General features: G+C 63.6%; 22 protein-coding genes. 6 read left to right on the top strand and 16 right to left on the bottom strand.

Annotated elements, in window-relative coordinates:
• Nucleotides 1–3: 3 nt before the first annotated feature.
• Nucleotides 4–543: a chloramphenicol phosphotransferase CPT family protein gene (locus tag J1C56_RS14230; RefSeq protein ID WP_214390435.1), complete on the top strand. Its 540-nt coding sequence runs from the start codon at nucleotides 4–6 to the stop codon at nucleotides 541–543.
• Between the two features lie 54 nt (nucleotides 544–597).
• Here the strand turns inward: J1C56_RS14230 and J1C56_RS14225 are convergent, their stop codons facing one another.
• From J1C56_RS14225 to J1C56_RS14205, 5 genes are all read right to left on the bottom strand, one after another.
• The gene (locus J1C56_RS14225; RefSeq protein WP_214390433.1) at nucleotides 598–1,332 is read right to left on the bottom strand and encodes a 5'/3'-nucleotidase SurE; all 735 of its coding nucleotides are present in this window, start codon (nucleotides 1,330–1,332) and stop codon (nucleotides 598–600) included.
• Nucleotides 1,333–1,340: 8 nt separating this feature from the next.
• Nucleotides 1,341–2,501, bottom strand: a complete 1,161-nt coding sequence (locus tag J1C56_RS14220) for an MBL fold metallo-hydrolase (RefSeq protein WP_420797392.1) — start codon at nucleotides 2,499–2,501, stop codon at nucleotides 1,341–1,343.
• Nucleotides 2,498–3,577, bottom strand: coding sequence for an ABC transporter ATP-binding protein (locus J1C56_RS14215; RefSeq protein ID WP_214390431.1), 1,080 nt, complete (start codon nucleotides 3,575–3,577; stop codon nucleotides 2,498–2,500). The genes J1C56_RS14220 and J1C56_RS14215 overlap by 4 nt, the downstream gene beginning before the upstream one ends.
• Entirely contained in the window at nucleotides 3,565–5,226 is a 1,662-nt protein-coding gene (locus J1C56_RS14210) for an ABC transporter permease (RefSeq protein WP_420797403.1), read from the bottom strand. Before J1C56_RS14210 ends, J1C56_RS14215 begins: the two co-directional genes overlap by 13 nt.
• Before the next feature lie 163 nt (nucleotides 5,227–5,389).
• On the bottom strand, nucleotides 5,390–6,376 hold the full coding sequence (locus J1C56_RS14205; RefSeq protein WP_214390420.1) for an ABC transporter substrate-binding protein: 987 nt from the start codon (nucleotides 6,374–6,376) through the stop codon (nucleotides 5,390–5,392).
• 287 nt (nucleotides 6,377–6,663) lie between these two features.
• Between J1C56_RS14205 and J1C56_RS14200 the strand changes: the two genes are divergently transcribed.
• Nucleotides 6,664–7,620, top strand: coding sequence for a sugar-binding transcriptional regulator (locus tag J1C56_RS14200; protein ID WP_246591373.1), 957 nt, complete (start codon nucleotides 6,664–6,666; stop codon nucleotides 7,618–7,620).
• A 17-nt stretch (nucleotides 7,621–7,637) separates the two neighbouring features.
• On the opposite strand, the gene J1C56_RS14195 is transcribed toward J1C56_RS14200, so the two are convergent.
• On the bottom strand, nucleotides 7,638–8,006 hold the full coding sequence (locus tag J1C56_RS14195; RefSeq protein ID WP_214390418.1) for a hypothetical protein: 369 nt from the start codon (nucleotides 8,004–8,006) through the stop codon (nucleotides 7,638–7,640).
• Between the two features lie 108 nt (nucleotides 8,007–8,114).
• Complete coding sequence (locus J1C56_RS14190) at nucleotides 8,115–9,131, bottom strand: sugar-binding transcriptional regulator (protein ID WP_338001441.1); 1,017 nt, start codon at nucleotides 9,129–9,131, stop codon at nucleotides 8,115–8,117.
• A 161-nt stretch (nucleotides 9,132–9,292) separates the two neighbouring features.
• Between J1C56_RS14190 and J1C56_RS14185 the strand changes: the two genes are divergently transcribed.
• Nucleotides 9,293–10,072, top strand: a complete 780-nt coding sequence (locus J1C56_RS14185) for a hypothetical protein (protein ID WP_214390416.1) — start codon at nucleotides 9,293–9,295, stop codon at nucleotides 10,070–10,072.
• Nucleotides 10,073–10,084: 12 nt separating this feature from the next.
• On the opposite strand, the gene ptsP is transcribed toward J1C56_RS14185, so the two are convergent.
• The 5 genes from ptsP to J1C56_RS14160 form a co-directional block, all read right to left on the bottom strand.
• The gene (gene ptsP / locus J1C56_RS14180) at nucleotides 10,085–12,067 is read right to left on the bottom strand and encodes a phosphoenolpyruvate--protein phosphotransferase (protein WP_214390414.1); all 1,983 of its coding nucleotides are present in this window, start codon (nucleotides 12,065–12,067) and stop codon (nucleotides 10,085–10,087) included.
• Nucleotides 12,068–12,115: 48 nt separating this feature from the next.
• Nucleotides 12,116–12,496 (bottom strand): PTS glucitol/sorbitol transporter subunit IIA, encoded by a 381-nt coding sequence (locus J1C56_RS14175; RefSeq protein WP_214390412.1) that lies wholly within the window; start codon nucleotides 12,494–12,496, stop codon nucleotides 12,116–12,118.
• Nucleotides 12,497–12,610: 114 nt separating this feature from the next.
• Complete coding sequence (gene srlE / locus J1C56_RS14170) at nucleotides 12,611–13,618, bottom strand: PTS glucitol/sorbitol transporter subunit IIB (RefSeq protein ID WP_214390410.1); 1,008 nt, start codon at nucleotides 13,616–13,618, stop codon at nucleotides 12,611–12,613.
• A 16-nt stretch (nucleotides 13,619–13,634) separates the two neighbouring features.
• The gene (srlA, locus tag J1C56_RS14165; protein ID WP_214390408.1) at nucleotides 13,635–14,393 is read right to left on the bottom strand and encodes a PTS glucitol/sorbitol transporter subunit IIC; all 759 of its coding nucleotides are present in this window, start codon (nucleotides 14,391–14,393) and stop codon (nucleotides 13,635–13,637) included.
• A 52-nt stretch (nucleotides 14,394–14,445) separates the two neighbouring features.
• Nucleotides 14,446–14,880, bottom strand: a complete 435-nt coding sequence (locus J1C56_RS14160; protein ID WP_214390406.1) for a transcriptional regulator GutM — start codon at nucleotides 14,878–14,880, stop codon at nucleotides 14,446–14,448.
• 192 nt (nucleotides 14,881–15,072) lie between these two features.
• On the opposite strand from J1C56_RS14160, the gene J1C56_RS14155 reads away from it, so the two are divergent.
• Both J1C56_RS14155 and J1C56_RS14150 read left to right on the top strand, forming a co-directional pair.
• Nucleotides 15,073–15,711 (top strand): hypothetical protein, encoded by a 639-nt coding sequence (locus J1C56_RS14155; RefSeq protein WP_214390404.1) that lies wholly within the window; start codon nucleotides 15,073–15,075, stop codon nucleotides 15,709–15,711.
• Nucleotides 15,712–15,805: 94 nt separating this feature from the next.
• Nucleotides 15,806–16,474: an HAD family hydrolase gene (locus tag J1C56_RS14150; protein ID WP_214390402.1), complete on the top strand. Its 669-nt coding sequence runs from the start codon at nucleotides 15,806–15,808 to the stop codon at nucleotides 16,472–16,474.
• A 27-nt stretch (nucleotides 16,475–16,501) separates the two neighbouring features.
• On the opposite strand, the gene J1C56_RS14145 is transcribed toward J1C56_RS14150, so the two are convergent.
• From J1C56_RS14145 to J1C56_RS14130, 4 genes are read right to left on the bottom strand one after another with little or no spacing between them, the layout of a single operon-like run.
• Nucleotides 16,502–17,641, bottom strand: coding sequence for a DmpA family aminopeptidase (locus J1C56_RS14145; protein WP_214390400.1), 1,140 nt, complete (start codon nucleotides 17,639–17,641; stop codon nucleotides 16,502–16,504).
• A complete protein-coding gene (locus J1C56_RS14140) occupies nucleotides 17,638–18,468 on the bottom strand; it encodes an ABC transporter permease (protein ID WP_214390398.1) in 831 nt (276 codons plus the stop codon). Before J1C56_RS14140 ends, J1C56_RS14145 begins: the two co-directional genes overlap by 4 nt.
• A 10-nt stretch (nucleotides 18,469–18,478) precedes the next feature.
• On the bottom strand, nucleotides 18,479–19,372 hold the full coding sequence (locus J1C56_RS14135; protein WP_214391221.1) for an ABC transporter permease: 894 nt from the start codon (nucleotides 19,370–19,372) through the stop codon (nucleotides 18,479–18,481).
• Between the two features lies 1 nt (nucleotide 19,373).
• Entirely contained in the window at nucleotides 19,374–20,468 is a 1,095-nt protein-coding gene (locus tag J1C56_RS14130) for an ABC transporter ATP-binding protein (protein WP_214390396.1), read from the bottom strand.
• Between the two features lie 152 nt (nucleotides 20,469–20,620).
• Between J1C56_RS14130 and J1C56_RS14125 the strand changes: the two genes are divergently transcribed.
• A complete protein-coding gene (locus J1C56_RS14125; RefSeq protein ID WP_214390394.1) occupies nucleotides 20,621–21,703 on the top strand; it encodes a polyamine ABC transporter substrate-binding protein in 1,083 nt (360 codons plus the stop codon).
• Nucleotides 21,704–21,732: the final 29 nt, after the last annotated feature.

Below are 21,732 nucleotides of genomic sequence, written 5' to 3'. Positions count from 1 at the left end.
CACATGGCGCAGATCATTTTCCTGCATGGGGCATCCAGCAGCGGAAAGTCCACCATCGCAAGAGAACTGCAAGCCCGCATCGAAAGGCCGTTCTGGCACATTTCGATCGACCACCTACGCGACTCCGGCGTTCTCCCCCTCAGCCGTTTCCGCAGCGGGGAATTCGCCTGGGCCGAGTCCAGGAAGGCTTTCTTCGACGGCTTCCACGCGTCGCTTGTCGCCTATGCCGACACCGGCAACAACCTGATCCTTGAACACATTCTGGATACGCCAGGGTGGCTTGAGACCCTCTCTGGCTCTTTTGCGCAACACGACGTGTTCTTCGTCGCCGTGCACTGTCCGCTGGAACTGCTGATCGAACGCGAAAGCGCACGCGGCGACCGGCCGCTGGGAAGCGCCAAACGCGATTACGAAACAATCCATCTTGGCAAGACCTATGACCTTGAATTGAACTCGACGGATGGGGTGAATGCTAGTGTCGAGAAGGTACTCAAGGCCTGGCGTAGGGCTGAACGCTGCTCCAGCTTCAGCCACGGGAGCTAAGGCCGGAACTCCGCGCTATCGCTTTACGCGAATACCGGAGCCACCGACAGTCGGTCACAGCTTCAGAAAGCTGTCGCCCAGACGCGTTTCGCCGAACCAGTTGATGCGGTTGACAGTGATGTAGCCGGCATCAATGGCGCTGTTTTCGTCACCCTCGACGGTCGTCCGCTCGCGGCCCCGGGGCACGACGAGCACGGTGCGGTCGCCGTCCTGTTCGACGACTTCCGAACGCCGGGCGATCTTGTCGCGGCCAATTTTTGGCTGGCGGATTTCGGCCGGCAGCGCAGAAGGCAGGTTGATGCTGAGCCAATGCCCCTCCAGTACCCACTCCTCCCGCTTGCGCCACAGATCGGCGATCAGGCCGCCGAGCCAGGCATCGTCGCCGGGCTGGATGTCGGGCGACTTGACCTGCGAGAATCCGACGGCCGGAACACCCCAGAAGCTGGCCTCGCGGGCGATGCCGAGCGTGCCAGAATAGGCAAGGTCTTCAGCGACATTGCGGCCGTCATTGATGCCGCCAAGTACGATGTCGGGCCTGTCGTCGCCAGCAAGCAGCCAGGTCATGGCGGTGACGACGCAGTCCGCAGGCCGGCCGGAGCACGAGTACCAGCGCTCGGCGGTGCGGCGCATGGTTATCGGCTCGGCCATGGTCAGTGAAGGACCAGCGGCGGTATGTTTACGCTCGGGCGCGACGACCCAGACATCCTCACTGATGGTTTGCGCCGCCGCCGCCAGACGGGCCAGGCCCGGCGCGGCAATGCCGTCATCGTTGCAGATCAGGATTCTCATGGCGGACCTCAAGGTGCGAGGGTGAAGCTGGCGCCGGTGCGCAGGTCGGTGCGCAGCGACGGCATGTGCGGGGCAAGCTCTTGGAGTGCGTCGGGCAAGCAGGAATGGCCGAGCGCCTTTGGTCGTCCGGCCCCTTCCCAGATGGCAAGATTGCCCGACAGCGTCGGATGGGTCGGCATGCGTATCCAGCCGGCGCGGCCGGCTGCCTGCAGCATCTCGCCCGGTGAGCCGGCCGGAAGATGGCCGGTGAGCAGGACTGGGTAGCCGACGGCATCGGCCCGTAGCAGCAGCGTCGCCGAAGGCCCCGCCTTGCCCATGCCGTCATCGGCGAACAGCGGACATGGCGGCAACGGATCGCCGTCATGCCAATCGCAGGCGTCGGCGAGACGCCGCCGCAACAGCGGAACCATCGCAGGATGCAGGGCCGATGTCGCCTCGATCTGGGCGGCGAGCGAGGCCCGCATGGCGGCGTGTATGGCGATGGGACCAGGGAGAATAGCCATCAGTTCGAGCGACCGGCCCGACAGCGGCGTCGGCAGCAGGCAGCCTCCCGGCCGAGTAGCGACCCATTCGGCAATGGCTTTCGCGCGGGCCGCGCCGCTGACCGGGTCTGCGCCATAGGACGCATCGAAGACAAGGAGGTCGCAAGGCGGCATGGCGTCCATGACGAACACGCTGCTGTCGGGCACCACGTCAGCGGAGTAGACGACCTTGCGGCTGCCGTCGTCGACGGCGAACCAGACACCGCCGACGACATGACCGGAGCGGCCCGTCGCTATAGTCAACCCGCCAATGGTCAGGCTGTCGCCGGGCTCGAAAAGTTCTATCCGTTCCTCGGGCAGTGGGAAGCGCCTGAAATCGTTCGGATCGGCATATGCGCCGAGCGTTGCCGGAGCTTCCTCGCGCGTCTCGGCTGTCATCAGGATGCGACCACGATAGCCTTGCGCCAGCAGCCAGCTCAGCGCCCCCACATGGTCTTCGTGGGCATGGGAGATCAGCACTGCGTCGATATCGTCGACGCCACCGGGAAGCGCCGGGTAGTACTCCGCACCGGAAGCGCCGACCTTGATGCCGGCATCCAGCAGGATGCGCTGGTCACTGCCTGAAATGGCCACGCTGGTGCGCCCCTTCTCACCAAAGCCGCCGCAGAGGTCTATCCGCATGCTCATGCCGAAGCACCCCCGGGGATCAGCCAGCCGGAGGCGATGCGGACACGTGCCTTCGCCCCCGCCTCGAACGGACTGGGGTCGGGCTGCTCGAAATGCAGCGTGACGGTCGGGTCGGCATCGGGCGCGAACTCAATCCGCGCCACACCGCCCTTGTGGACCGCACGGCGGATCGTGCCGTCGATACCGGGTTCGCCGGGCGCCGCAGCCGAGATATCAGGCGCGCGGCAGCAGACCTTCGCTTCGTGGCGTGGCTTTTCGCCGTCGCGGCAGCGGACGACGACCTCCTGGCCAAGCACACTGACCTTGAGATGTCCGCTTTCGGCAGGGCTCAGCACCTGGGCCGGAATGACCATGCCCTCGGAAATGAAGGAGGCGACCATCTCGTTGGCCGGCTCACGATAGAGTTCACGCGGCGCCGCAAGCTGGGCCAGGCGGCCATTGTCCATGACGGCGATGCGGTCGGCCAGCGCCATGGCCTCAGCCTGGTCATGCGTGATGTAGACGATGGTCGTGCCGGTGCGCTTGTGGAAGGCGGCGAACTCGTCCTCCATCGAAGCACGCAGGTGGACGTCGAGATTGGCCAGAGGCTCGTCGAACAGCACCAGCGATGGTGCAGCGACCAGGCAGCGGGCGAGCGCGACGCGCTGGCGCTGGCCGCCGGAAAGATTGGCCGGCCGGCGGTCACCAAAGCCCTTGAGGTCGACCAGCGCCATGGCATCGTCGACCCTGCGCTTGCGGGTCTCGGCATCGACCTTGGCGACCTTGAGCGAATAGCCGATATTTTCGGCAACCGTCATGTGCGGCCACAGCGCGTAATTCTGAAAGACGATGCCGACGCGCCGCTTCTCCGGCGGAACGCAGCCTTGCGCGGTGGAGACAATCTCGTTGCCGATGCGGATATCGCCCGAGGTGACATTCTCGAAACCGGCGACAAGGCGAAGCAAGGTTGTCTTGCCGCAGCCCGACGGTCCCAGAACAGCCAGGAACTCACCGTCCTTGACCTCGATGGAGACGTCCTTGACGGCGTCGAAATCGCCGAAGGTCTTGGTGACGCCGTTGATGGTCAGTCCCGCCATGGGAGCACTCCGCTGGGTAGGTGGGCGGCAAGCAGGTTTGCCAGCAGCATCAGGACGAAGGTTATCGCCACAGTGATCGCGGAAATCGCCGACGCGTAGTTTGAATCGCCGCCCTGCTCGAAGGAGAACATCAGAACGCCGATAGTCTCGGAGCCGGACGACCACAGCAGTGCCGAAACCGTCAACTCGCTGAGCGCGGTCATGAAGATGAGCAGGCCGCCGGCAAGGGCCGCCGGCGCGACGAGAGGGAAGATGATGGTGCGCATGCGGGTGAAGAGACTTGCGCCGGCAACGCGGGCCGCCTCCTCCAGCGCCCGATCGATCTGGTGGTATCCGGCAATGGTAGGGCGCAGCGCCAGCACGAGGAAGCGGGCAAGGTAAGCGTAGAGGATGATCCAGATCGTGTTGTAGAGCTGCACGCCAGTGAACGGGATCGGCTTGAGGAACATCAGCAGCGAGGCGATCGCCAGCACCACTCCCGGTAAGGCGTAAGGCAGTTCGACTGCGAGGTTCAGGTACTTCACCCACTTCTTGCCGCTCCAGGCGACGAGGTAAGCGATGGGGATCGCGACCAGCACGGCAAAGGCAGCCGCGGACAGCGACAGCGCGAAGCTGTTGAGGAATGCGCGCCTGGCTGCGCCGTATTCGAAAAGGACGAACCGGTAGTTGTCGAGCGTGGCGGTAGCGGCGTTGAGCGGGATGCCATAGCCGGGCACCAGCGAGCTGAGCACGAGGCCGAGCAGCGGCAGGAACAGGATGAGCACGATCAGGCACCACATCATGACCTGCACAGGTACCCGCCATTTGCCCAATTCATAGGGCTCGGCAGGAAGCGACGTCGAGCTGATGCGATAATCGCGGCGGCGGCTCATCATTTCCTGGGCGAGGATACCGGCCATGGCGATGAGGCCGATCAGCACCGACAGGAAAGCTGCGTCTCCAAGCACGGCGGGACCGCCGCCGGCGAGCCGCTGGTAGATCAGCGTCGGTAGCACGAGATAGTTGGCGGGAATGCCGAGGAAGGCAGGGATACCGAAATTGCCGACGCAGGAGACGAAGGCGAGTGCTGCCGCGGCAACTATCGACGGGGTCATCAGCGGCAGCACGATCGTCCGCAGCACAGTGAACCAGCCGGCGCCGCTGGCGCGGGCGGCCTCAACCAGTTCGCGCGGCAGCTTCCTCAACCCGGCACGTACAAGCAGGAAGACCAGAGGGCCGTATTGCACGCCGAGCAGCAGGATGATGCCCTCGGGCGAATAGAGCGGATTGCGGCTGCCGAGCGGCGGCGCGATGCCGAGCAGCTTGAGCAGCGGGCTGGCCGGGCCGAACAGCTGCAGCCAGGCCAGTGCCGTCACCTGCGGTGCGATCATCAGCGGCATGACGTAGCAGAGCACGAAGGCGCTGCGGCCCCGCACGTCGGTGAGGGTCACAAGCAGCGCGACCGACGTGCCGAGGACCACCGCGAGCGCGGTACCGAAGAAGCCGACGACGAGCGTGTTGCCGGTGGCGACCCAGGTCGTCGCGTTGGTCAGGCCTGCGCTGATCGCCGCGGTGGACAGAGTGCCGCCAGGCGCGAAGATCTCCTGGATCAGGCGCAGCATCGGCAGGATGGACAGCAGCACGATGAGTGCGGCGACCACCACCGTCATGGCCCATTGCTGGCCGCGACCTTGATTCAGCCTGACAGACATTTATCGGTTCCGGAAAACAGGGCGGCTCTCCCATGCAAGGGCGCCACGCGATACTGGCACATCGGCCAGTTCAAATCTGGAGATTGGACCCGGAAGGCCAAAAGCCTTCCGGGTTAGACAATCAGCCGCCGAACAGGCCGGAGAACTTGGCCTTGTCGGCTTCGATCTTCTCGACGATCGCCTTGACGTCGAAGTTCATGACCTTGACCTCGACGCCTTCGGGTAGCCAGGCGGGCCGACCGACGGAGGGCTTGGCCGGCAGGTAGCCCTGCTCGAGCGCGAGCTTCTGGCCGTCGTCGGAGAGAATGAAGTCGACGAACTGCTTGGCGCCTGCAACGTTCTTTGCCGTCGAAAGGATGGCCACTGGCTCGGTCACCGCGGGCACGCCCTCGGACGGGAAGACGAACTCGATCGGCGAGCCCTTAGCCTTGGCGTTCATGGCCATGAAGTCAACCAGGATGCCGTAGGGCTTCTCGCCGCTGGCAACCGACTTCAGCACGGCGCCGTTGCCGCGAACCGAAATGGTGTTGTTGGCCTTCAGCTTGTCGAAATAGTCCCAGCCATAGTCGGCATTGCCGGTGAAACCCGAGAGCAGGTAGGCAGCAGCACCGGAGTAAAGCGGGCTCGGCATGACAAGGCCGTCGGCATAGGCAGGCTTTGCCAGATCGGCCCAATGCTCGGGTTTTTCGGCTGCGGCAGTGTTGTAGGCGATGCCGGTGGTGATCAGCTTGGAGCCGAAATAGGTCTTGTCGGCATCGTATGCGTCGGCCGAAAAGCCATCGAGCTTGGCCTCGGAATAGGCCATCAGCCGGGAGTCCTTCTTCAGCAGCTCCATGCTGACGGCATCGGCGATCAGCAGCACGTCCGGCTGCGGGCTGTTGGCGGCAAACTCGGCGGCGAGCTTAGCCAGGATGTCGCTGGTGCCCGAGCGATAGACCTGCACATCGACGTCGGGATGTACCTTCTTGAAGGCCTCGACGGTCTTGGTCGCGTCCGCTTCCGGCTGCGACGTATAAAGGGTCAGCGTTTCGGCGCTGGCTGCGCCCGCAAAGAGCGCAACTGCCAGGGCAAGCTGGCTCGCGGCGAGCCTGACGAATGTCGTTTTCATGAAACCTCCTATTGTGTCCACTCATGGCAAGTCGGCTTCAGATCCGCGTGCCACGACCTCCCTACACAGCGCGTTTGACACTTGGGTGACAGAACGCTGACACATTTATGATATGATCATTTGTTGTGTGTCAAATACAAATGAACATGCTGCATTGCGAAATTTCGGATGTGAAAAGTCGCCTCCGGACTGGTATGCAGCCCTTGCGCAAGGCTGCAGAAACGCCATTCTCCAGAATCGTTTTGGCGCCGAGGGGGAGACCGGACAGGATGCGTATGAAGCAGGAAATGCCTGTCGAACCTGGCGCGGCCATGGTCTCGTCCGACATCGCCGTGAAGACAGCATGGCTCTACTACGTCGAGGGACTGACCCAGGAGCAGATCGCCGACAAATTGAAGGTCAGCCGGGTCAAGGTAATGCGCACCCTCGCCGCCTGCACAGCTGACGGCGTGGTGGTGACGACGATCAACGCCCAGACCGCCAGGCAGGTCGAACTCGAACGGGCTCTGGAAAAGCGATGGAACCTCGATGCCGCAATCGTCGTGCCGACACCGTCGGCCGACGAGCATCTGGAACGGGCGATAGGCCACTCGGTGGCGCTCTATCTCGACCAGCAGATGCAGGACGGCATGACGCTGGCGATTGGCGGAGGGGCGACGCTGCATTCGAGCATCGGCTTCCTCAGCCGCAGGCACCTCAAGGGTGCGAGCGTAGTGGCCCTTGTCGGCAGCCTGCCGCATTCGCAATGGATCAACCCGTCGACGGTTGCGGCGAAGGTGGCTGAAGCCTTCAACGTCGACAGCTATCAGATCACCGCGCCTGTGATCGCACATAGCCGCGAGCTTCGTGACCTGCTGTGGGCCCAGCCGGAGTTGCTGGACGTGCGCAAGCGCGCGGCGAAAGCCGACGTCGCCCTGTTGACCGTCGGCGAGATGTCGGCCAATGCCACGATCTTTCGCCATGGCATCGTGCCGCAAAGCTTCGTAGCCCCGCTGAAGGCCAAAGGCGCTGTCGCCAACATGCTGTGCTACTTCATCGACGCGGAAGGCAGGATGGTCGAGCACGAGGTCAATGACCGGGTCATGGCGATCGACCTCGAGGCAGTCAGCGCAGTACCGAATCTTGTGTTGGCCGCTGGCGGCAAACGCAAAATCCCGGCCATTCGCGCGGCGCTGGCGGCGGTCAAGGCCAATGTCCTGATCACCGACAGTGACAGCGCGGTGGCACTGACCAAGCTGTCCTAGAGACAGCGCGCGGAAGCTTAGAGCAGTCCTCTTTCGCGCAGGAAGTCCTCGATGCCGACATGTGTCATCGCCTCGAATTCGGCGATGGCCTCAGCCATCTTCCTGCGCTGCGCGGCAAGCAAGGTAAACACCTGGCGCATTTCGCCCGATACGCCGAAGCGGCCCCAGCGCTCGGCGATATGGCCGGGAAGGCCGATATCGGCACAGAAGGCTTCGAGGCTGCCATAGCCGAGCTCTGCGACAAAGGCTCTCGCCGCCTCGGGCGACATACGCTCTTCGACGGCATGGTCACGCAGGCGTTGCGCAATCAACCTGACGTCAGACGGCGACGCCTTCATGACCTTGCTGACCAGGGAGCGGACATTCTCCGGATTGAATTCAGGCATGAAACCTCCAAAAGGAGCAAGGCTCGCGGCTCGTATCTTCGACTTGTCGATCCATCCCATGATCATGCAGGCCACGTCCAACAATGACAAGCACTGCGAGCGCGCGTCTCATCTGGGTGCCTCGATCATGCGCTTGGCGCTGTGCTCGTCAGTGATCAGCACCGTCGGCCGCACAAGTTTCATGGCGCCCAGCAGAGCGTCGATCTTGTCTGCGCCGCCCGAAGTCAGGATGCGCAGCGGCGCACGCAGGATGCGATCGACATCGACCGACATGCCGAGCTGGTTGATGGGATGGTCGACCAGGTTGCCGTCGCGGTCGAAGAAATGGAACAGAAGGTCGCCGACAGCGCCCTTGGCGGCCAGCTTCTCGCGCTCGGCCTCAGTCAGGAAGCCGCCGCGATAGAACGTCGAGGCCGAAGCGATGTCGCCGACGCTGACCAGCACCGCGTCGAGCTTGTCGGCCAGTGCGAAGACCTCGGACAGGCCGCAGCGTTCGATCAGCGCGCGCTTGGTCTCGACGCTGTCGACGACCGCAGGTGCCGGAATGAGGTAGCCGTCGCCCTGGAAGGCCTGGGCGAAACGCCAAGCGAATTCGGCCGGATTGGTGCGGCGGGCGACGCCGACGCCGCCGAGCAGCGAAATGACGCGGAAATCGCTGAGCGGCTTGCCGCTGACGAAAGGCAAGGTGCCGGTGAGCGTGCGGCCCCAGCCGACGCCGACGGACATGCCTGACTTCATTGCCTCGGAAAGGTAGGCGCCGGTTGCTGCCCCAATCGTCGGGATGGGATCCGCGCCCTCCCCGGACAGCGGTGCGACGATCGCCCGCTGCACGCCGAACTTCTGCTCCAGCGCGCGTTCCTGCCGCACGATGTCGGACAGATCGCCTTCGATGGCGATCTTGACCTCGTTGCGCAGGCGCGCTTCGGCCAGCATGCGCACGACGGTGACGCGACCGACGCCAAGAACCTCGGCAATGTCGTTTTGCGTCATCTGCTCGATGAAATACATCCACGCGGCGCGAACGCGCAGCCGGTCGGCCCGGCTGTCGGTCGGGGAGCTCTCAACATCCTGAGGTGTCTCGGCGGCACGCGATTTTCCACCCGACCCTTTGACACCCTTGCTCACGCCGCTCCCCCCGTTTCAGTTCACATCACTTTTCAAGGAACCGCGGCAAGGTCAAGCGGCGAGGTGTCGCGATTGAATTGCACCCCGTGCAAAACAGTGCTGCAATGCCCGAGTCTACGGCTTCGTCACGGAGCCGCAGCGATATCAAGGGAACGCGAAAGATGCTGAGAAGCCTGTCGGAAGATGTTGTCGTCAACATCAAGGATCGCCTTCGCGACGTACGGCATCTGCTTCGCGCCAGCCGTCACGACAATCCCGGCGGTCCGCGCCGGCCCCCTGTGGCAGAGCCGTTTTCCCCGCCCGTCGAGATCGAGCGCCTGCTCGGCCGTGCGGCGAGCGTGGTCGACGACACGCTGACGGTGGCCGAGACTGTATCGCGCACGCTCCTGCCTATCGTACGCGCCGGCGACGGTGCCCGGCTGCATGGCTTCGACACCTATTTCGTCACCGGACGCTCGGCCTCGGTCGAGGGCGAGCGTCTGTTCCGCCGCGACCTGTATGCCGCGTTCAAGGCCGCGCAAGGACAAGAAGCCAGCAATCGGGCGCCGCTGCACGAGGCAGGTTTCAGCCAGGCACATCTGGCCATCCGCAAGAAACACGGCGAGTTGCTCGCCGCGATGCACACAGCGAACCCGGACGCCCGGCTCGACGCTGTTGCCGCCGTTGCCGCGGCAACGCTTGTCGAACTGCTCGCCAGCCAGCCCTTGTCCGGCGACGAGGCAGCCGATGCCGGCTCGCGTCTCGTGCCGCTTGCGCCGATGACGCTCGCCGCGGCCATCTTGACGCTGTCGCCGTCGGGCATGAGCGACACCGACCTGATGGAGGCCACCGGCTTGGCGGTCGATGCCCGCCGCGAGCGCATCCTGCGCGCGCTCGACAGCACCGAACCCGTCAAGGAGCTTGGCGCTATCTTCCGGCTGCTGCTCGCTCATCTGCCCTGAGCCGCCAAGCAGCTAGGCACTCAGTTCGGCTATCCGCTTCTTGGCGCGCTGGATCGAGGCCGGGCTCATCGAGAGTTCGGTCAGGCCCATGCGCAGGAACTCGGGGATGAGGTCCGGCCGCCCGGCCGCCTCTCCGCACATGCCGACCATGATGCCCGCCGCTACACCAGCCCTTGCTGTCATCTCGATCGCCGACATGACAGCGACGTTGGTCACGTCGTTGAGCTTGGCAACGGTCGGGTTCAACCTGTCGGCTGCCATGATATATTGGGTGAGGTCGTTGGTGCCGATGGAGAAAAAGGCGACTTCCCTGGCGAGAGCGGGCGCGATCAGCACGGCCGCCGGTGTCTCGATCATGACGCCGAGCTGGAATTCGCCGAAGGCTACGCTCTCCGCCGCGAGTTCTGCCTTGCAGGTTTCGATCAGGGCGCGCGTGGCGCGCACCTCGGCGACGTCGGCGACCATCGGCAGCATCACCTTGACGTTGCCGTGGACCGCGGCGCGCAGCAGCGCCCTAAGCTGCGGCTTGAAGATGTCGGGTCGGTCGAGGCACATGCGGATGCCGCGCCAGCCGAGGAACGGGTTCTCCTCCTGAGGGAACTCGATGCCAGAGATCGGCTTGTCGCCGCCAATGTCGAGCGTGCGCACGATGACGGGATAGGGCGCGAACGCCTTGGCCAGCGCCGCATAGGTCTCGGCCTGCATGTCCTCCGACGGCAGGTGCATGTGGCGCATGAACAGGAGCTCGGTGCGGAACAGGCCTACGCCCATGGCGCCCGCATCACGCGCGGCGTCGATCTCCTCCAGCGAGCCGATGTTGGCGGCTACTTCGATGACGGTGCCGTCGGCGCGGCGCGGCGTGGCGTCTTTGAACACCTTCAGCGCCTCGCGCTCGCGGGCGGCTTCGTCGATACGGGCGCGGAAACGGTCGAGCACCGCGCCCTCGGGATTGGCGATGACGTGGCCGCGATGACCGTCGAGAGCGATTTCGCGCGCTAGGCGCAGCTCGTGGACCTGCGCGCCCATGCCCAGCACGGCCGGAATGCCATGGGCTCGAGCGATGATGGCGATGTGCGAGGTTGCACCGCCATGGCCGCAGACGATGCCGCCGATGCGCTTGAGCGGCGCACGGGCCAGATCCCAGGCGCCGATATCCTCGGCGATCAGGATCGCACCCTCGGGGATGTCGTCGAGGCTGACATCGGCCTGGCCGAGCAGCGCAAGGCAGATCTGGCGGCCGACCGCCTGCACGTCGTCGGCGCGGGCGTTGAGATAGGGGTCGTCGACCTGGCCGAACTGGGCGGCGATCCTGGCGGCGGCACTGATGACCGAGGTGACGGCGTCGCTGCCGGTGTTGATGGTGGCGACCACCTCGTCGCGCAGTTCGTCGTCGGCGGCAATGTCGCGCAAGGCGGCGATGATGCCGCGATCGTTTGCCGACAGCGTATCCGACGCCAGCGAGGCGTTCATGCGCGCCTGCACGGCTTCGACGGCGTCAGCGAAGCGAGCCAGCTCGGCGTTGATGTCGCCGACCGAAAGGGTCCGGCGCTCCGGCTTGATCTCGGGCGGGAAGTGGGCAAAGGCGGCACCCACGGCATACCCTTCGCTGGCAGCCACGCCCTTCAACGCGCCGGCGATCTCTTCCTCGAATGCTGCCGGCTTGGCCGGCTCGACCTTGAGGGTCATACCCGCCGCCGCGGCAGTGTCCGGCTCGGCCGGGACCTGTTCCTCGGCAAGACCGGCAAGGGGATTCTCAAGATAGCCGACAAGCGCTTCCACAGCCTCGATCTCGTCGGCACCTTTGGTGCGGATCGTGACCTCGTCGTTTTCCTTGACCGCAAGCAGCATCAGCTTGACCGCGCTCTTGGCGCTGGCCGACTTGCCGTTCTTGATGATCTCGACCTCGCTTTCGAAGCTCTTGGCGAGCTTGACAAAGCGGGTGGCGGGCCGGGCATGCAGCCCTTCATGCACTCTGACGATCGTCGAGCGTTCCATAGGCAGGTCTCTTGTTCCAGTTCAGTATAGCGGCGTTGCGCGTCGCGATCAGCGGCCGATGGTAATGGCAGCGCCGGTCTTGAGAGCGGCGACGAGCACCTCGCCCTCGACCGCCGAGGCGCAGATTTCGCCCGGTCGCTCGGCGGCGCTGGCGCCGTTGAAATTTATGACCACGTGGCCGATCTCGCGCACCTTGTTCCAGGCACTGTCGCCCATGGCGGTGATGATGCCCTCGAGCTCGCCGATGGCGATGGCGGCGCCGACGGCGGGTGCCGCGTCGCTGGGTCCGACCTCGGTCTTGTGCAGCACCGACACCTCGGCCAATTCAGGCGGGGCGCCGTCGGCGAAAAGGATCAGCACGCCGCCTTCGGCCAGCTCTGCCACTTCCGGTCCGATTGCCGTGATGTGCGTCTTGAGATGAACCGACATGATCAAAGCCTTTCTATGGATCCAGGCTGATATGCCTGCCTGGACGATGCTTGTGCCGGCCAGCGCCGGCGACGGAAGATGTCCGGCGGCAGCATGTGCCGCCGGACAAGGGTTTTAGAACACGACCAGGCTGACCGCCCAGGCGATGAGCACCGAGACCGGGCCCATGATCTGGCGGCTGATCAGAACGGCAGGAACGCCGATCTCGATGGTCTTCGGCTTGGCCTCGCCGAGCGCCAGGCCGACCGGGACGAAGTCGCAACCAACCTGGGTGTTGTAGGCAAACAGCGCCGGCAGCGCCATCGCCGGCGAGATCGTGCCATTGGCGATCTGCGGGCCGATGATGGCCACGCCGATGACCTGGGCGATGACAGCACCTGGTCCCAGGATGGGCGACAGGAACGGCAGGCCGCAGATGGCCGAGATCACCAGCAGGCCGACGATGTTGTTGGCCAGCGGTCCCATCGGCTGGGCAAGCACGTCACCGATGCCGGTGTAGAGGATCAGGCCGATCAGCATCGTCACGAACGCCATGAACGGCAGCACGTTGCGGACGACCTGGTCGATGGTGCGGCGGCCGGCATTGAAGAAGATGTTGACGACGCGGCCCATGACGCGGCCGACGCTGGCGATCAGGTTGATGAACCCGCCGTCATTGCTCGGCACGGGCGCCGCCTTTGCCGCGGTTGCGAACGAGGCATTGTTTGCGTTGGAGGCTGCGCCTGCCGATGTCACTGCTTCCGAACCGTCGGCCATGGTGATGTCGCTTTCCTTGACGCCCGACACGTAGATGTCCTCGGTGATGAACTGGGCGAGCGGACCCGCCTGCCCCACCGGGGTAAGGTTGACGGTGGGAATGCGCTTGCGCGGATAGACCCCGCAACGCGCGGTGCCGCCGCAATCGACGACGACGACTGCCATTTCGCCCTCGACCGGCGGCGACTTGAAGCCGTCGACGGCTTCGGCGCCGGTCATCTCGGCGATGCGGGCAGCGACCGGGTGAATGCCGCCACCGGTGACGGAGACGACCTTGTTGCGTTCCGGCGTCGGCTGGACGACCAGGGGACCGCCCCAGCCGCTCTTGCCGCGGGAAATCTTGACTGCCTTGTAAGACTTGGCCATGTGCCCCTCCCCGCCCTTACAGCTCGACGCCCTGGCGGCGTGCCATGATTGCGGTGATGCGCTCTGTCAGCATGCCCTTGAGCAGGATGACGACGAGGCCGACGATGGCGTACCAGATGGCAACCTGGATGTGGTAGCCGCCGGGAACAGCGCCCTTCTTCTCAAGCTCGAGCAACGCCACGAGGATGCCGCCCCAGACGAAATATTCGCCCGGATTAATGTGCGGGAACAGGCCGAGCGGCGGATGCACGTAAGACACCGCCGCGTCATAGAAGGCGGGCTTGTGCTTTTCTTCCAGGAACGAGCCGAAGGTGTAGGCCATCGGGTTGGTCAGGAAGAACACCGCGATCAGCGGCAGCACCGTATAGCGGGTCAGCGCGATGCGACCGGCACCGCGGGCGATGCCATGGACCCTTTCCTCGCCGACCAGCTCGGTCAACGCGTAAAAGGCGGTCATCAGCACGACAAGCGTCGGGATAATGCCGGTGACGAAGCCGGCAAAGACCTCGCCGCCCTTCTGGAAGATGCCGATGAAGTATTTGCCGATGCTGGTGAGCCAGCCGAGCTGCTCCTCCTGGGCAACGGTGTTGAGCTTTTCCTTGAACTGCTCGACGGTCAGGTCACCGCTCGCCTGGGCGAGCACGACGAGATCGTTCGTTGCTCCCTTGACGGCGAGCTTGCCGTGAATTGCAGCATCCGTGGCCATCGAACCCGCGACGTGCAGGTTCTGGACGGCCATGTCGGCGTGCTGCGCCAACATAGATAGGACTGACATTTCTCCTCCTTGATATCCTCACCCAAGAGATCGCGCCCGAAGGTGCTGTTCCCTACGTACCCACTGGCTTGAGGCCGGCGAGGCCGGGCCCCTTTGGCTCGAGCCGCGTGCGGTCGACCTGTTCGACCGCCTTCTTCACGGCTTCCGCCACACCGGCTTCCCCCTCTCCCAGTATCGCGGGATTGGACCGGAGCTGATCGAGGGAAATTCCCTCCAAATTTTCATGACGCTTGAATTTGGCGAAGACCGAACGCCCGGTCATGGTCAGCAAGCGCTGGACCTTGAGGTCCGGCGTGACCACGATCAGCGCGATCGTTCCCTTGCCGAGGCGGCCGCGGCAATTGCCGGCGCCGACATAACCGTCCTGGTATTTCGCGGTGATGCCCTTGAAGACGTCGGCGTAGTGCCGCATCTGGATCCACACGCCAAGCGACTGCAGCGCCCAGACGACGCCCAGAAGCAGCAGTCCCCACTGCCAGATTGCCATACGGCTCCTCCTCCCGAAGTCCTCCAGAGCGGCGATATGCTGAGCCGCTCACGTATCAATCAAAGAACATTTGTCTTTATGAATGTCAATATGTATAACTTTGGACACCCGCACGGCGGTTCCGATCCACAGCGGCATTTGGCATTTTGCCCGCCGATGGTATCTTCCGGACAGGGCAGGAGCACTGCGACGATGGACCTGATCTTCAAGAACGAGCTGGCGCTTGTGCCTGACCTCCGCCACAGGCTCAGGCAGCTGCGCTGGTTCCGCACAACGTTCCGCAACAGCGCGCGCGCGATCACAGCCCGCTATGGCATCCGCTTCGACATCGACGAGAAGAAGCTGACACGCATCTTCCTCGACTGGGTCGAGATCGTAAACGCCCAAAAATCATATGCACAGCTCGACCGCGCCGACTTCATCGTCTACGCCGCTGGCCTTGCGCTCAAGGAGCTGATCAAGCAGGCGCCTGTCCAGGCCGCTGAGGCGCCAAGCCCGAATGCCTCGACGCCAGCGCATCCCGCCCCCGAAATCGTGCGCTTCTGGCCGGAGGGTTTCGTCTACACCAATTTCTGCGTCTGCTCGATTGCGGTGCTGTTCGAACAGGAGTTTGGCGAGGCCCCTGCCCTAGACGCCTGCGCCGACGATCTCAGGACCTGGTGGTCCTACAAGGAGAACACGGCGGAGATGCCGAGCTATGCGGTGGCTTATCTCGACCGCTTCCTCGGCGCCGAGCCCAACTGGCTCGCGCCCGACCTGCCGGAAGAACGCAGCGCGATGCAGCGCGCGCTTAAGGCCTCGCCACGGCCCGAGGCGATCGGCCGGGACTAGATCTCAACCATCGTGGTTGTCGCGCGGCATCTCCGCCGCAGTCTCTTTTCGACAAACGACGGCCTGAGCGCCGCACATCTTTCTGGAGTTCGACTTGCCCAACGACAGCCTGGTGATTTTCGATTGCGACGGGGTTCTGGTCGACAGCGAGCCGCTGGCCGCTCTCGCCTATGTGCGCGCCTATGCCAAGAACGGGCTCAAAATCGAGGCGGAGGTGATTTCGCATTGCGTTGGCATGAAGCAGGCCGACATCATCGCCAAGATCCACCATCTCACCGGCCAGTTGCTGCCCGACGACGCCACCGACGACATCTGGGGCGAGACCAAAGCGCTGTTCACCGAACAGCTGGCATCGACGCTCGATATCGCCGCCTTCCTGTCCAGGCTCGAGGTCGCCCGCTGCGTCGCCTCGTCCTCGTCGGTCGAGCGCATCAACCACAGCCTCGAGGTTACCGGCCTCGCGCATTATTTTGGCCCGTCGATCTTCAGCTCGTCGATGGTGAAGAACGGCAAGCCGGCGCCCGATATTTTCCTCTATGCCGCCGAGAAGATGGGCTTTGCCCCCGAACGTTCGGTGGTCATCGAGGACTCGCGCTACGGCGTGCAGGGCGCGGTAGCGGCCGGCATGACGGCAATCGGCTATGTCGGCGGCGGCCATACCCATGACGGCCACGGCCCCGAGCTTCTGGCAGCGGGCGCATCGGCCATCTGCAGCAGTTGGGACGAGGTTTCAGCCGAGTTGCGCCAGCGCGGGTTCGTCTGACAACACCCCGCGCGCCTGTCGCTGCTGCTAGGCCATGCGGCCGTAATCGCGCATCACCGCGACCAGCTGGTCATGCGGCATCGCCTGGATTCGAAAACGGTCAAAGGCGGTGCCGCCGGCATCCTCGGCTGCCAGCATCGCATTTACGACGGCCTCCTCCACGCTGTCGACGGTCGCGGCGTAAACCAGGTCCAGTTTCTCGTCATTGACAATCTCCAGGCTCAGCTTTGCCGGCGCATGGTGCACCATGGGCTGCGGGTTGGCGGTCGAGAACGCCAGGAAGATGTCGCCGGAGTTGTTGCCTCCAGGCGTGCCGCCACGGCCGATGCCGATGGAAGCGCGCCGCGCCAGCCGCTGCAACTGGTGCGGTGCCATCGGCAGGTCGGTGGCGATAACGACGATGATCGACCCGCGTTCGGCAAGCTGGCTCTGGGGCGTGCCGTCGCGCATGTGCTCGCCGACGGGTACACCCCGGATCGTCAGCCAGTCGCGCTGGCCGTGATTGGCCTGGACCAGCGTGCCGATCCTGTGCTCGCGACCGCCGAACTCAACGACACGCGACGACGTTCCCGTCCCCCCCTTGAAGCCATAGGTAACCATGCCGGTGCCGCCGCCGCAGTTGCCTTCCTGCACCGGCCCGAATGATAGGTTGTCGAGAGCAGCTCTCACGTCGACCTCGGTCAGCGGCAGGCCGTTGATGTCGTTCAGGACGCCGTCATAGGTCTCAGCAATGACCGGCATGATCCAGAGGAAGCTGTCTGTGTCATAGGTCGAGGCGTAGCGCTCCAGCATCCATTTGACGGTCGCATGGTGGGCCATGCCGACGGCATGGGTGTTGGTGATCACGACGGGGCCGAGAAAGTAGCCGCCATCCTCGATCCAGTGGGTACCGGTCATCTCGCCATTGCCATTGAAGCGGTGCACCCCGGCATAGACCGGCACCGGCGTCGGCGAAGCCGCATGCGGCAGGATGGCGGTCACGCCAGTCCGCACCGGGCGCTTGCGGCCCGGCCGCGGCTCATCCTCGAAGATCGTCTGAAACCCGACGCCGATGCCCTCAACATCGGTGATGGCGTTAAGCGGGCCGGGCCGACCTGGAAATGGGAGGCCGAGATCGCGGGCCCGGGCTTTGGCGATTGGAGAATTCGTTTTGGTCATGGAGGTCATTTCTGCCGTGAGCGCAGGTAGAGGCCAAGCGAGGCCACGACGAAGGAGAAGGAGAGCATCATCACCGCGATGGCGTTGATCTCGGGTTTAATGCCGCGCCGGAGCATGGCGAAGATGAACATCGGCAGCGTCGTCACGTCGACGCCGGCAATGAAATAGGTGATCACGAGGTCATCCATCGAGATGATGAAGGCAAGCAGCGCGCCGCCGACGATGCCGGGCAGCAGCTGCGGGAACACCACCTTGCGAAAGGTCACCCACTCATTGGCGCCCAGATCGGCGGAGGCGTTTTCGAGCGTGCGGTCCATGCCGGCCAGGCGCGCCGAGACGACGATGAAGACATAGGAGATCAGGAAGGTGCACTGGCCGATGATAATCGTAGTCAAGCCGAGCGCGATGCCCGAATTGACGAAAAAGATCAGCAGGGCAATGCCGAGCACGATGTCGGGCATCAGCATCGGCATGAACATGACCGTGCGATAGAAGCGCTTGCCAAAGAAGGCGAACCGGTAGAGCGCAATAGCCACCGCCGTGCCCAGGACAGTAGCGATCACCGTGGTGGAACCGGCAATGATCAGGCTGTTCCAGACGGCCTGGACGAGTTGGTCCGTTGACTCGATATACAGCGCATTTTCGGAGATGGTCGTCTTGAAACCGAGGACCTGCGCGTACCATTGCGTGGTGAAGCCGGTCCAGGTCATCATGTTGACTGGGTTGGCATTGAACGAATAGACGCCGATCAGCACCAGCGGAATGTAGATGAAGGCGAAGAACAGCGCTGTGTAGGCAAACAGGCTACCGCGGAAGAGGAAGCGAGCGATCTTCATGTTCACTCCCTCAGTTCATCACGTCGGCGCCGCGACGGCCGGACGCGACGACATAGATGAAGAGCAGCACAAGCATCACGCTCATGACCATCATCGCCAGTGCCGAGCCGAAGGGCCAGTTGCGGGCGGAGAGGAACTGCTGCTCGATGAGATTGCCCAGCATCATCACCTTGGCGCCGCCGAGCACTGCCGGAACGACGAAATTTCCAAGTGCCGGGATGAATACGATGATGGCGCCACCGGCGATGCCGGGGGCCGTCAGCGGCAGGATGATGCGCACGAAGGTGCGGATGGGTCCGGCGCCGAGATCGAGGGACGCGCGCACCAGCGTCCAGTCGAGCTTTTCGACACTGGCGTAGACCGGCATGAACATGAACGGGATAAAGATGTAGACCATTCCGAGCACGATCGCGCCGTCGGTGTAGATGAGCTCCAGCGGGCGATCGATGATGCCGCCTGCCAGCAGCGCCTCGTTGACGATGCCTGTCTGGCGCAGGATGAGCACCCAGATGAACAGGCGCACGATCAGGCTGGTGAAGAAGGGCAGTGTAATCAGGAACAGGCAGAAATTCTTCCAGCGCTCCGACAGCCGGGCTATGCAGAAGGCCGCAGGATAACAGACGAACAGGGTGGCAATGACGGTGAACGCCGCGATCTTGAGCGAACGCAGGAAGATCGACAGGTAGACCGGGTCGAAGACCTCGAACGCCGGGTCGGCGAAACCGAGGATGCGGCCGTAATTGTGCGGATAGAAGACCCACTCCACCCCGCCATAGAGGCCGGGTGCCAGGAAGCTGGTGACGATCATGATCGTGAGCGGGCCGAGGAAGAAGACGGCGAAGAACAGCGATACGGGCGTGAGCAGCAGCGCCAGCTGGACACGGCGGCGACCGGCGAGAGACATGTCAGATGCCATCGGCGTCGCACCTGATGAGATGGACCGCGGCCGGATCGTAGGACAGCCGTGCTTTCCGCGTCTGTTCGACCTCACCGACGAAGCTGCGCCGGCCAGCTGGAATCTCGGCGATCACCTTGCGCCCCTCGGCCGTGTGGCCGAACAGCTCGAATGACGAGCCGACGAAGACAAGCTGCTCGACCTCGACATCGAGGAAAGGATGATCCCGGCCCTCCCTCGAAATGAAGAACTGCTCGGGGCGGATCAAAGCCCTGGCCTTGCCTGACACGTTCCCCACCGATGGCACGTAGCGGATCGCGGTACCGTCGCTCGTCAGCAGCCAGCCATTGTCCAGCTGACCTTCGAAGAGATTGCTGGCACCGACGAAGGTGGCGACGAAGCTGTTGTTTGGGCGATCGTAGATGTTGCGTGGAGTGTCCAGTTGCTGGATGCGCCCGCCGGAAAGCACCGCAACGCGGTCCGACATGGTCAGCGCTTCCTGCTGGTCGTGGGTGACGAAAATGAAGGAGATGCCAAGCTCGCTTTGCAGCGTCTTCAACTCGATCTGCATCGACTGGCGCAGGTTCTTGTCCAGTGCGGACAGCGGTTCGTCGAGAAGCAACAGCTTCGGCCGGGCGATGATGGCGCGGGCGAGCGCCACACGTTGCTGCTGGCCGCCAGAAAGCTGGCGCGGCCGGCGGCCTTCCAAGCCGGTAAGACCGACCATGTCGAGTGCGGCTGCGACCTGCTTCATCCGCTCGGATTTGGCGACACCGCCAACCTCCAGCGCATAGCCGGTGTTCTCGCCGACGGTCATGTGGGGGAAGAGCGCGTAGTTCTGGAAGACCGTATTGACCGGCCTGCGGTAGGGCGGGCGGGTGGTCATGTCCTCGCCGTCGATCAGGATGCGGCCGGCATCAAGCTCGACAAAGCCGCTGATCGCCTGAAGAAGCGTAGTCTTGCCGCAGCCCGAGGGACCAAGCAGGGTCAGGAATTCATTGCGGTCGACATCGAGGTCGATCGCGTCGAGCGCCGTCACGCTCAGGCCTTCCGGCGTGGGAAAGGTCTTTGCCGCCCCCTCCAGCCGGACAATGGAATCTCGCATCTGCCGTTCCCCGAATTGTTATTCAAATAACTCTTGTGCGATTTCGAGATTTGGATACCATTTGATCATCCAAGTCAACGGCCGCCAGAAGCCGTGTCCGGAGCCCTCGAAGGCTAGCTTGCGACGGGCAGAAACCAACAGAGGAGAATTCGATGAACAACATATGCCGTCCAGCAGCAGGTGCGGGGTTCCCCAAGCGAAGCCTGTGGGTCAGGTTTGCCGCCGCTTCAGTCGTGGCCGTCGTCTCGACGGTAGCCCCCGTCGCCGCTGCCGAACTCAACATCTACAACTGGGGCGAATACATCAATCCGGCTGTACTGAAGAAGTTCGAGGACGAGACCCAGGTCAAGGTCAACCTGTCGACCTACTCGTCGAATGAGGAAATGCTGGCGAAGATCCAGGGCGGCGCCACCGGCTACGACATCGTCTTCCCCTCGGTGCACATGCAAGACATCATGGCCAAGCTCGACCTGCTCGAGAAGACCGACATCAACACCTATGAGGGTTTCAAGAACATCGACCCGGCGTTCATGCGCGCCAAGAGCGACCCGAAGGGCGAGTATTGCCTGCCTTATGCATTCGGCTCGGTAGGCATCTTCTACAACCGCAAGATCCTCGGCAAGGACATCACCGGCTGGAAGGACCTGATCGCCACCGTCAAGGCCAAGGATCTGAAATTCACCCTGCTCGACGACATGCGCGAGGTGCTTGCGGTCGGCCTGATCCTCAACGGCCACAAGGTCAATTCCACCGACCCCAAGGAGTTGCTGCAGGCGGCCGACACGATCATCGCCATGAAGCCGGATGTGGCTGCCTTTACCTACGAGACCCGGGCGATGGTGCAGTCGGGCGATGTCGCGGCGGGACATTTCTTCGTCGGGGCCATGGTCGATGTGTTGGCCAACACAGCCGACCTCGGCTACGTCATCCCGGAGGAAGGCGCGACGATGTATCAGGAAGATATCTGCGTCCTCAAGACCGCGCCCAACAAGGACAACGCGCTCAAGTTCCTGCAGTTCTACACCCGCCCCGAGATCGCCGCACTCAACGTTTCACAACAGACAAACGGCACGGCAAACGTCCCGGCACGGCAATTGACCCCCGACAACATCAAGAATAGCAAGGAGATCAATCCTTCGCCCGAGACGATGCAGCGACTGCAGATCTTCGAGGATCTGGGTGCTGGTCTACGCCAGCTAGACCGGGTCTGGACCAAGGTGAAGACAGCCCAGTAGCTGAACTCCGCCGCAAGGCGGTTGGCCGG

The organism is Aminobacter anthyllidis (assembly GCF_018555685.1).
Classification (GTDB): Bacteria; Pseudomonadota; Alphaproteobacteria; order Rhizobiales; family Rhizobiaceae; genus Aminobacter; species Aminobacter anthyllidis.
The sequence above is the reverse complement of the archived record's forward strand: the minus strand, read 5'-3'. Positions and strand labels throughout refer to the sequence as shown.